The following is an 11,066-nucleotide window of genomic DNA, read 5'->3' as shown; positions in this document are numbered from 1 at the left end:
CAGAAGTGCGGACCGGTCTCGCCGCGCTCGCCACTTCGCTGCGCGGTGGCAAGCGTCCCGGTTCCGGTAGAAAACCCCGTGAGACGCGCCGCACCATGGTCCTGTTATCCCCTGCCGCGCGGACCCGCTTGGAAGAGTTGGCAACCGAAACCGGAAGTCTCAGCGCCGCCGTGGAAAAGGCGGTCATGGCATTTCCACACTGAACCCAAACCCACCTTAAGTTAGTGCCATTCGGGGCAGGATATTCAGATTAACACGTTTTTCAAGATTCTTGAACGCAAGCGTCCGAAATTTGCCCCTCACTCGTTAGTCTGCTCACACGGCGCGGGGTGGCGTGCAAACGGCGATCTTTTTCCAAAGAAGAAGCCCGACCAAGTGGTGGGGCCTCGTTCGTTTGAATCATCAGGAGCTCCGTCTCACTTGGCGGCAGCGACAACGTCCTCCTTGGTCATGCCAAGTTCCCTCATCACCACATCGCCCGGAGCGCTGATGCCGAAGCGGTCGATGCCGAGCGCCTTGCCCTCGGTGCCCACGTATTTCCACCACAGGTCGGTGACGCCGGCCTCGATGGAAATGCGCTTGGTGCAGGCTTTCGGCAGCACGCTTTCGCGATACTCCGGGCTCTGGCGCTCGAAGCGTTCGAAGCAGGGCATGGAAACCACGCGGACTCCGTCGCCCAGCTCGGCGGCCGCGGCCATCGCGTGCTGGAGCTCGGAACCCGTTCCAATCAGGATCGTGGTCAACGCGCCGGTTTCCTTGCGGGCGATGTAAGCGCCGCGGAGCACGCCATCGCGGCGGGTCTCGACGGATAGTTCGTTCATCAGCGGGATCGCCTGACGGGTCAGGATCAACGCCGTCGGGCCGTCGGTGCGGCTCATGGCGGCGACGAAGGCACCGGCGGTTTCCTCGGCGTCGCCCGGGCGGATGACGTCGAGATTCGGGATCACGCGCAGACCGCTAACGGTTTCCACCGGCTGGTGGGTCGGGCCGTCCTCACCGACACCCACGGAATCGTGGGTGAAGATGTAGCTGACAGGCAGATTCGACAAAGCCGCGAGACGGATCGCGCCGCGCAGGTAGTCGGCGAAGACCAGGAAGGTCGCGCCGCTCGCGCGGAACAGGCCGTCGTAGGCGATGCCGTTGCAGATCGCACCCATCGCATGCTCGCGGATGCCGAACCAGATGTTGCGGCCGAGCGGATTGGCCGCGGAGTAGTCACCGCCGTCCTTGAGGTAATTCTTGGTGGAGCCGAAAAGGTCAGCGCTGCCGGTGAGGAATTGCGGAATCGCCTTGGCCACCGCGTTGATCACCGTCGCACCCGCGGAACGGGTCGCGTCCTTGTAATCCGCGGCGAACGCAGGGATTTTCTCGCTGAGATCCACCGGCACGGACTGCGCCACGCCGGCGGTTAGTTCCGCCGCGAGCGCTGGATTTGCCGCGGCCCACGCATCGTAGGTCGCTTGCCATGCTTCGAACTCGACCTTGGAAGCTGCCTTTTTCTCGGCAAAATGTGTCTGCGTCTCCGGGGAAACGTAGAAATGTTCGTCGGCGGGAAGTCCGAGACCCGCGCGGGCGGATTCGATGAATTTCGCGCCGCCTTCGCCGTGGCCCTTGGCGGTGCCGGCGACTTCCGGGATGCCTTTGCCAATCACCGTCTTGACGATGATGACCTTGGGACGGCCGTTATTGTCGGCCTTGGCCTTTTCCAAGGCGGCGGCGATGGCAGAGAGATCGTGGCCATCGATGGTGACGGCGTCCCAACGCTGGGAGATGAAATACTGCTCGGCGTCCTCGCCTTGCGTGATGTCGGCCATCGCGTCCAGCGTCACGTCGTTAGAGTCATAAATGAGGACGAGATTATCGAGGCCGTTGTGACCGGCGAAAGCGATCGCCTCCTTGGCGACACCTTCCTGAAGGCAGCCGTCGCCGTGGATGGCGAATACGTGGTGGTCGAAAATCGTGTGCTCCGCGGTGTTGAAGCGGGCGGCGGCGCGTTTGCCCGAAAGCGCGTAACCTACGGCATTGCCCACGCCCTGGCCAAGCGGGCCGGTGGTCGCCTCGACGCCCGGCGTCTCATGAAACTCCGGATGCCCCGGCGTGATCGAATGCAGGCGGCGGAAATTTTTCACATCGTCGCGGGAAACCGCATAACCGGCGAGATGCAGCCAGCTGTAGAGAAACATCGAGCCATGGCCAGCCGAGAGCACAAAGCGGTCGCGGTTCAGCCATTTCGGCGCGTCCGGATAATAGCGCAGGGATTCGCCGAACAAAACCGCGCCGACCTCGGCGCAGCCGAGCGGAAGGCCGAGGTGGCCGGAACTACAGGCATGGACGGCATTCATGGCGAGGCCACGGGCTTCATTGGCGGTATTGGCAAGCAAGGTAGTATTCATGAGATCAACACCCACCCTGAAGTTCGGGGACGGGGTGCGAAGAGGCTAGAAATCCTCACCCGCTTGACAAGCCAGCAATCAACGATTGGCCAATCATCCGACAAAACCCGCTCATTTTCAGCATGATTCCGGCAGCTTGAAAATTTTTGCCTAAAAAACCTTGCAAGGTCCGGCCCGATGAGTTTCTTTTCCGCCCGCTTCGCGACACACGACCCGTTCGTCTATCGGTTAGGACTCCAGGTTTTCATCCTGGCAAGAAGGGTTCGACTCCCTTACGGGTCGCCATATAAAATAAGCCTCCGCCCCGCGGGGGCTTTTTGGTATCCAGGTTTGTCGCATCTTCATTTCTCCAAAGTGACAGCTCTCCAAAAAGCCGACTCCCTCCAAGCCCGCAAAGGCGGACGCCCCATCGCGGCGCTGACCGCTTATGATTACCCGACCGCGCGCTTGCTCGACGAAAGCGGAGTGGACGTGTTGCTCGTAGGCGACTCGCTCGGCATGGTGGTCCTCGGCTTTCCCGATACGACCCACGTCACGCTCGACCACATGCTCCACCACGTGGCCGCCGTCGCCCGCGCCAAGCCACGGGCGCTGGTCGTCGGCGATCTGCCCATCCACACCTACGACACGGCCGAGCAAGCGCTGGAAACCGCCCGCCGCCTCGTCGCCGCCGGCGCGGAGGCCGTGAAACTCGAAGGCGGAGTCCGCCAGGCGGAAAAAATCCGCGCCATCACCGCCGCCGGCATTCCCGTGATGGGCCACCTCGGCATGCTTCCCCAGCGCGTCCTCGAAGAAGGCGGCTACCGCAAAAAAGGCAAAACCCCCGAGCAAACCGAAGCCCTCCGCGAAGGCGCGCAGGCCATCATCGAGGCCGGAGTTTTCGCCATCGTCTTCGAATCCATCATCCCGGAAACCGCCCGCCAGCTTTCCGCGTCGCTCGCCGTCCCCACCATCGGCATCGGCTGCGGAAATAACAACTGCGACGGCGAGGTCGCGGTCATCACCGACCTGCTCGGCTCGTATCCGTGGTTCGTCCCGCCCTTCGCCAAGCCCGAGGCCGACGTCGCGGCGCTCACCCGCGAGGCCGTCGCCCGCTATGTTTCGCGAGTGCGGGGCGCTTGATCGGAATGCTTCTCTACCTCCACATCCCCTTCTGCCACCGGGTTTGCCCGTATTGCTCGTTCTACAAACACACGCCGGGCGACACTCCCATCGGCAGCTTCGTGGACGCCCTCGCCGCTGAAGCGAAGTCCCGGATCACGGAAAATCCCCGCACCATTTACCTCGGCGGCGGCACGCCCAGCATGCTCTCGCCCGGCCACCTCACCCGGCTCTTCAGCGCGCTCCACGACACCGTCGATTTTTCGAAACTCGACGAAGTCACCCTCGAAGCCAACCCCGCCACCTTCGACGCCGCCAAGGCGAAACTCTTCCGCGATCTCGGCGTCACGCGCGTCTCGTTAGGCATCCAGTCGTTCACCCCGCACGTCCTGGAAATCCTCGGCCGCGAGCACTCCGTCGCCCAAGCCAGCGAGTCCGTCAGCATCCTCCGCGAGGCCGGAATTCCGTCGGTCAACATCGACCTGATGTTCTCCATCCCCGGCCAGTCCAAGGCCGACTGGCAGAAAACACTGGAGCACGCGATCTCGTTGAATCCTGACCACATCTCCGCCTACAACCTCACCTACGAGGAAGACACCGCCTTTTTTGAATCCCTCCGCCGCGGCCAAATGCGCGAGAACGAGGACCACGACGCCGAGTTCTTCCACCTCGCCGACGAACTCCTCACCGCCGCCGGTTTCGATCACTACGAAACCTCCAACTACGCCAAGCCCGGCCACCACTCCAGCCACAACCAAGGCTACTGGCGCGGCGAGGACTACCTCGGCCTCGGCCCCTCCGCCGTCTCCACGCTTGGCTCCATCCGCTCGAAAAACGTGCCGGACACCGCGATGTATGTTTCGCAAATCACCGCGATCGGAAACGCCCTGGCGGAATCCGAAACCCTCGACGCCGAAGCCCGCCGCCTCGAACGCATCGCCCTCGGCCTGCGCACCCGCGACGGCATTTCCCTCGACCTCCTCAACCCGGACGCCATCGCCCGCGCCCTAAATCTGGCAGATGAAGGCCTCGCCCGCATCGACGCCGGCCAGCTCATCCTCATCCACCACGGCCGCGCCCTCGTCGATCCCATCGCAGCCGAGATGGTTTAAGGGGAAGGAAACTGGATTTCAAAGATCCGGCCACGCGATCACCGGCGCATGTCCCTCCCAGATCGGATGATGCGGGTCCATCAGGTTCCGGCCGTCCAGGATGGCGTGGCCGGCCTTGTCGATTGATAGCGAGGTGACGCTATTGTCCATTTTCAGGATGACCGCTTTTCCTTTGAACGGCTTCGGGTCGAAACGATCCGTGCCGGGTATCATCGGGGCGACGACCAATGGCCTGCGGGGATTGTCTTTCTCAGTGGCTCCCAAAAAGTAGGTGAACCCACATTCTCTCTTTTCCAGGGCATGAGTCGCATCGAAAACATTATCCGGCTTTCGGCCACCCGCGGTTCTCGCGTAAAACATCCCTTCATTTTGGGAGATTTCAGCGGCAATCAGTTGCCTGAAAAAGTCGTTGGAGGTTTTCGTTCCCAACGGAAGGAGCGTTCCTGTTTTAGCCTTCACCGCAGCGATGGTCGTCGCGGTGGGAAATTTTCCGTATTCGGCCTCGAACTCGAATAAGGCCAGGCCGATCTGCCGGGCGTTGCTCACCGCTTCAGTCTGGTCGGTTTTTTTTACGACTGCGGAGAATCAAGGAAGCGATCAAAACCAGCAACACCACGATGCCCAACGAAACAAGACCAACGGTCAAAAGCTGTCTCCATTTCCTCTGAGAAAGAAGCGCTGCTTCCGATGGCGGCGGCGCGGGAGCATCCGGCGGGGGTTGGGGCAGCATGGTCACGGATGATAGATCTAGCCGAGATTGAGAGCCATGGCAACGCTTCTGTTTCTTCCCAAGGAGCGGCGGAACGTGTCCGCCGTGTCCATGGCAAGACCAGGAGTGGAAGAATTGCTTTTCAAGGGCTTTCCATGGGCATCGGCGATCATGCATCGCCGCGCCTTGGTGAACCCGCCTCCCGTTAGTCCCGCCCCAGCACTTCTGTCAGCAGCCCGATCATCGCCTGCGCGGCCTGCTTGCCCGTTTCCAAAACCTCGTGATGATCCAAGGTCGCCGCGGTGATGCCCGCCGCCCAGTTGGTGAGGCAGGAAAACCCCGCCACGGGCAGGCCGAGCGAGCGGGCCTGGATGGTTTCCAGCACGGTGCTCATTCCCACCGCGTCCGCGCCGATGGTGCGGAGCATCCGGATTTCCGCCGGGGTTTCATACTGCGGGCCGCGCAGCCCGGCATACACGCCTTCGTGGAGAACCATGCCGGTGGACTCCGCCGCGGTGCGGAACTCGGCGCGCCAGACGGCGTCGTAGGCGACGGATAGATCGACGAAATCCGCGCCCTCCAGTGGCGAGGAGCGGGTGAGGTTGATGTGGTCGCTGAGCATCATCCAACTGCCGGGCGCGAAGTCGGGATTCAAGGTGCCCGCCGCGTTGGTGAGGATGATTTTCCCGATCCCCTGCTCCGCCATCCAGCGCACGCCCGCCGTGACGAGGCGCGGCCCGTGGCCTTCGTAAAGATGCACCCGCCCCTTCATCAGGACCACGGGAGCACCGCCCAATTTCCCGAGGATGAACTTCCCCGCATGCCCCGGCACCGAGGACGCCGGCAGCCCGGCCTCGGCGAACGTGACTTCGCGCTCGACGGCAACGGCTTCGGCTAACAATCCCAATCCAGACCCCAGGACGATTCCAATCATGCGGGGATGATAGTGAATTTAGCGGATGATGGAACTGAAAAGCTCGCCTCAAACCGCGGCGCGCGCCTTGCCACTTGCCTCGATGGCGCGGGCGATGACGCCGAAAACCAGGATCGCGAGGATGACGATGTAGAACAGCCAGATGGTCCCCTTCCCTGCGGTGAAGCCGTAGTTGTGGAGGCCCACGCCGAGGAAATTCACGTGCCACCAGGAGAAGGTGACGACCGCGCCGGTGAAGACGGCGGCGAAGTGCAGGCCCCATTCCTTGATGTAGCCGCCGAGGCGGGCGTGGAGGATGGAGAGTGTCCACAGCACGATGAGCAGCGCGCCGTTTTCCTTGGGGTCCCAGCCCCAGAAGCGGCCCCACGAGTCGTTCGCCCAGACGCCGCCGAGCACGGTGCCGACAAGTGATAGAAACAGGGTGAGACAGATCATGCCGTAAACCGCGCGGGTCAGCGAGCGGCGGATGTCCTTGTCGCCGTCGTCGAGGCCGAGGCCGCGCATGAGCAGATAGATGAAGGAAAGGAAGGCGCTCAGCAGTCCGGCGGCGTAGCCGAGCGTGATGGTGAGCACGTGGATGGTCAGCCAGTAGTTGGAATCCAGCACGGCGACGAGTGGATCCATGTTGTCCTTGGCGTCGCCGAGCTCGTACCGCCGGGCGAGGATGATGAGCAGCGTGCCGAGGATGGGTGCGACGCCGAGGGCGAAACGGCGGCGGGTCATCCACTCCATGATGAGCGCGATGAGCACTGCGGTAGCACCGATGAAAATGATGGTGTCATACAAATTTCCAACCGGCGGGCGCTGCATGATGACGCAGCGTTTCACGATGGGAATGATGCAATAGACAAGTCCCGCGGTGGTGGTGGCCAGGGTGGTCCAGTAGAGGACGCGGCCGGCCTTCCCATGGCCCACGGTCCACATGGCCAGCGCGGTGATGGTTCCGAAGATGAAGAAGACGAGGGCGTAGAGAAACCAGTTCTTCTGGTAGTAGCTGGCTTCCAGCGGGACGTGGCGATATTCGCCGCGGGCTTCGGCGCGCTTGGCGAGGCGGTCGCGGAGGGCGGTGAGCTCCGTGCGGAAAGCGCTTTCATCAGTGACAGAGCGGGCGGTGCTTTCGAGAACCTTGACGTCGGCGATGGCGAGCTGCGGATCAATCTTCGTCTCGGTGATCGGAACCATGATCGCGTTGCCGGCGCTCAGCCAGATCGGGTCTTTGGGATCGGCGGGCGGCAGGATGAAGAGCCCGAACTTGGCGAAATTCGCGGCATCGAAGACCTGCTGCATCAAGGCCTGGAGATGGGAATCCATCGCCTTCCCCTGTGCCTGGGACTGTGAGATTTGCTGGCGGATTTGCGGCGCGGTCGCCATCACCGCGCTGATGTCGGCACGCTGGTCGGCAGCGCCGTCCTTACCGGAACCATGCAGCGTCACGCCGAAGCGGGCGAAGCCGAAATAGCCGAGCAGACTCTCGTAGTTCCGCAGGTTATATGCGAGATCGATGGTCTGGGTCTGGACGGGATCGCGCTTGTCCTTCTCGATCGCTTCGTAAGACTGGGTGAGCTCGACGAGTTTCTCGCGGCCCGGCTCGATGTCCTCGTAGCTGTAGCGGTCGCGCTTGCCGCGCGGTTTCACGCCGATGGCTTCGAGCACGGCGGAGTTGTCGATGCGGAAGGTCGGCAACTTGATCGCGAGCTGCGGGCGGAACAAGGAGTCCATCAGCCAGGCGGTCGGCTTGATTTTGATTTCCTTGCCGCCGTCGCCTTCGATTTTCATCGAACGCGCGCCGTGCAGACCGAGCATCGTGAATCCGGCGAAGGTCGAAAGCGGCTTGATCCGGCCGCCGTTCTGGACCGGCAGCGTCTCGGCGATCTTGAGCGTTTCCTCCGGCCACGGGTTGTAGCCATCAATCTGGCGGACCTCTCCCTTCGGCATGTTGTCCTTCACCAGATTATAAAACACGGCAACGAGCAGGAGCGTCGCAAGCGCGGCGGCGATCCACCGGCCGACTTTGGAAGATGAGTTAGACATGGCGTTTTTTGCGTGAGCCGGCGGCGAGGAACGAGCCGAGTTTGATCAGGAAAGTGACGGCCATCCCGAAGGCAACGATCCAGAGGCTGTATTCCGGCCACTTGTCGGCGGGGTTCCTGACAATTTCGAAGACCGAATACATCTTGTCGCCGGGACCCGCGCCGGGCGGGCCGTAGCTGGCTTGGAAGAACGTGAGCCCCTCGTAGCGCATCGGTTCGTTCATCTGGATGGTGACCTTGGCCTCGCCGCCGTTCTCGATGCGGGTGACGTTGCTGACGAACTTGGCGGGCCGCATGGTGCCGGGGTGGAAGGCGGCGGTGAACTTGTCGAGCTTGAGCGTGAACGGCATCACCCACAGCCGCTTACGCATGTCCACGGTGAAGACGCGGTCCTGATAGCGGTAGGAAAAAGGATGGAAGCTGGCACCGGCGAGGATGAACGGCTCGGACTTGCCGCCGTCGCGATTGAGGATGCGCGCGTAGCAGGCGGCGGTGAACCGCTCGGCCTCCTCGGCTTTCGCGAGCTTGGGCTTCTCCATCAGGAAATAACCGTCGGCGATGAGCTGCTGGCGGTCGGGCGCGCGCTCGTTGGCGGAGACGGGCACCGCGTTGTTCAGATAGCCGGTGAGCTGGAGGTCGAAGGGTAGTTCGGGCAGGCGGAAGGTGCGCAGCTTCGCGTCCTGGAGATCGTCGATTTCCTTGCCGCGGATGACGTGGATTTGGCCGGCCTTGCCGTCCTTGATCTCGGCGACCTCGACGACGTATTCAAAGTAATCCTCCGCCGCGTTGGACGACTCACCTTCGCGGACGGCCATGTTTCCGCGCTCGGAGAAATGGTGGGCCACGCCGCCGCCGGCGAGCATGAAGATAATGCCGAAGTGGGAGATGAGATTTCCATAGTGCCGCCAGCCCTTGCGAATCCGGACGATGCCGCCGAGGATCAAATTCAATAACAGCACCGCGCAGACCCAGTAACCGCCGGGCAGGGGCAGCGGGACCATCTTGCCGTTGAGCTCGGGGAGCAGGAAAACCGACTTCCAGTCGAAATACTTGGTCAGTGTCGGATAGAGGCCGTTGTCGATCTGCTCCAGCGTCGCGAACCAGGTCAGCAGGCCGAGCAGCAGCATCGTGATGGTGGCGAGGCCGAACCCGGAGAGCACGTCGAAGATTTTCCCGGCAAGGGATCGGGGGGCTTTGCGGGGCGGCGGCGTTTCGGAGATTTCCATGATCAAATTAGGCGGGTCGCGATACGAGATTCCAGCGGGCAATCATTCAGCCATCTTCAAGCTCTTGGCGAAGCTCTCGAGCGTCGGCTTGGCGGCTTCGACCTCGGCCTTGGGGCCCACCATTTTCACGGTGAGGATCTGGCTGTTGACCGATGCGACCACGCCAGCGAGCGCGAATCCGGGTTTCGGCGGCGCGCCCATGCCGCCCGCGTAATCGCCCTCCGCGGTGATCAAAACGCCCGTCGAACCGGCGATGGAGGCGGTGGGAAGCTTCTCCAGCGCGCCAGCATCGACCGGGTCCGCGCCGAACTGCTTGAACCAGCGGTTGACGTTGTCGAGCACCGAGCCGGAAGCGAGGGAAACCCAGACCTCGCCCATCCCGCTCTCGCCGAAGCGGTAGTTGAGCAGGCGGAATTGCGACGCGGGGAGCGCCAGCCAGCCTTGCGGCGTCTCGCCGTTGACCGGGCTCGGCTTGGCGTCGCGGAAACGCTCGTCGCTGGAGGCGAAAAGCTTGGGCGCCGCGTCGCGAGTGGACGCCGCACGGGTTTCCGTGACGGTGATCTCCTTTTTCTCCTGGCAGGAGGAAAAGATCACAACGCTGGCAAGCAGGCAGGCGGCGCGGTAGTTCATGCCAGCGGCGATAACCCCGCCCCCTGCCCCGCGCAAGTAGAAACGGGGAGTCCCCTGTGCCGGTGACAGGGCAAAAATCCGCCCCATTCGTCTGCGGGTAGGAATCGCATGGCGTGGATCCGCGAGGGCGTGAAACCACTCAGTAAGCCAGATTCCCGCCGAAATCAGGAGGCAGGCCGGCGTTCACTTCCTTCGTCCACTGGTCCAGGCGCTCCCGCCCGATTTCCAAAACTTCCGGCAAAGCTCGAAATACTGCAGCACCGGCTCCCGCTGGCCGTTTTCCAACAATTCCTTGGCGAGACTCATGTTGGGACCGAATGAGTTGAGCTGGGGGAACCCGGAGTCTTGCCTGCTTTCAAAAGCAATTCGGCAGCCAGCTTGAGATCACCTTGTTTCAAGGCGATCCGGCCCAGCACGTTGTTGCCGTGATGGATGGCGTTTCCGTGGTTCCAGTCTTTTGGAAAACGCGCGGCGGCGGTCAGCGATTCATTGGCATACCGAGAGGCCTTTTCGATTTCTTCGGCTTTAAACGCCGCCTTCGCCAGCTTGTCCAACCGGTAGAACTTGAAGATGTCCTCATGTTCCGCAGCCTGGCCCTTTTCACAGGCTGCGAGTGCCTTGGCGGCGGCGTCCTTTTGGGACTGACGCGAGTATAACTGGCCGAGCTGGTCCGGCCATTGCGGGTCGCCCGGTGCGGGGTCGGCGGCCTTTTTGAACAGCTCTTCGGCAAGGCATGAGCTCGTCAGAAAGGTGTGGTCATGAGAATTGCCAGAAAGGATTTCATCAACGTCGGATGATATCGCTAGGGGAAATTTTTCTTTCCGTTAAATTGTTAAAATCTCAGCGGGCTGGCTGATGGACATTTGATACGAGAACTTGATCTCCCCAGCAAGCTCGGATTGCTCTTTCGCGCTGGGACGGGCCGGTGGAG

At 62.1% G+C, this 11,066-nt stretch carries 10 protein-coding genes and 1 tRNA gene; 4 read left to right on the top strand and 7 right to left on the bottom strand.

Annotated features, from left to right (window positions below; all coding sequences use genetic code 11):
* Positions 1-203: hypothetical protein (locus AC4DF4_RS16130; RefSeq protein ID WP_490049137.1), on the top strand; the 203-nt coding region annotated here is incomplete at its 5' end.
* Positions 204-416: 213 nt separating this feature from the next.
* Here AC4DF4_RS16130 and tkt read toward each other — a convergent pair.
* On the bottom strand, positions 417-2,393 hold the full coding sequence (gene tkt / locus AC4DF4_RS16125; protein WP_490049136.1) for a transketolase: 1,977 nt from the start codon (positions 2,391-2,393) through the stop codon (positions 417-419).
* A 210-nt stretch (positions 2,394-2,603) separates the two neighbouring features.
* Between tkt and AC4DF4_RS16120 the strand changes: the two genes are divergently transcribed.
* The 3 genes from AC4DF4_RS16120 to hemW all read left to right on the top strand — a co-directional run bounded on the left by AC4DF4_RS16120 (position 2,604) and on the right by hemW (position 4,606).
* Positions 2,604-2,678: transfer RNA gene (locus AC4DF4_RS16120), tRNA-Glu, on the top strand.
* Between the two features lie 69 nt (positions 2,679-2,747).
* Positions 2,748-3,515 carry a 3-methyl-2-oxobutanoate hydroxymethyltransferase gene (gene panB, locus AC4DF4_RS16115; protein WP_490049135.1) on the top strand — a complete coding sequence of 256 codons (768 nt, stop codon included), beginning with the start codon at positions 2,748-2,750 and terminating at the stop codon, positions 3,513-3,515.
* Positions 3,516-3,520: 5 nt separating this feature from the next.
* The gene (hemW, locus tag AC4DF4_RS16110; protein WP_490049134.1) at positions 3,521-4,606 is read left to right on the top strand and encodes a radical SAM family heme chaperone HemW; all 1,086 of its coding nucleotides are present in this window, start codon (positions 3,521-3,523) and stop codon (positions 4,604-4,606) included.
* Between the two features lie 18 nt (positions 4,607-4,624).
* On the opposite strand, the gene AC4DF4_RS16105 is transcribed toward hemW, so the two are convergent.
* From AC4DF4_RS16105 to AC4DF4_RS16080, 6 genes are all read right to left on the bottom strand, one after another.
* Entirely contained in the window at positions 4,625-5,152 is a 528-nt protein-coding gene (locus AC4DF4_RS16105) for a hypothetical protein (RefSeq protein WP_490049133.1), read from the bottom strand.
* Positions 5,153-5,520: 368 nt separating this feature from the next.
* Positions 5,521-6,249, bottom strand: coding sequence for a purine-nucleoside phosphorylase (locus tag AC4DF4_RS16100; protein ID WP_490049132.1), 729 nt, complete (start codon positions 6,247-6,249; stop codon positions 5,521-5,523).
* 48 nt (positions 6,250-6,297) lie between these two features.
* A complete protein-coding gene (locus AC4DF4_RS16095; RefSeq protein ID WP_490049131.1) occupies positions 6,298-8,280 on the bottom strand; it encodes a cytochrome c biogenesis protein in 1,983 nt (660 codons plus the stop codon).
* On the bottom strand, positions 8,273-9,505 hold the full coding sequence (locus AC4DF4_RS16090) for a cytochrome c biogenesis ResB family protein (protein WP_490049130.1): 1,233 nt from the start codon (positions 9,503-9,505) through the stop codon (positions 8,273-8,275). The genes AC4DF4_RS16095 and AC4DF4_RS16090 overlap by 8 nt, the downstream gene beginning before the upstream one ends.
* Before the next feature lie 42 nt (positions 9,506-9,547).
* A complete protein-coding gene (locus AC4DF4_RS16085) occupies positions 9,548-10,135 on the bottom strand; it encodes a hypothetical protein (protein ID WP_490049129.1) in 588 nt (195 codons plus the stop codon).
* A gap of 302 nt (positions 10,136-10,437) precedes the next feature.
* Positions 10,438-10,689, bottom strand: coding sequence for a hypothetical protein (locus AC4DF4_RS16080; protein WP_490049128.1), 252 nt, complete (start codon positions 10,687-10,689; stop codon positions 10,438-10,440).
* Positions 10,690-11,066 lie beyond the last annotated feature (377 nt).

Source organism: Luteolibacter sp., assembly GCF_058122085.1.
This window is presented reverse-complemented; position numbering and strand designations above follow the sequence as displayed.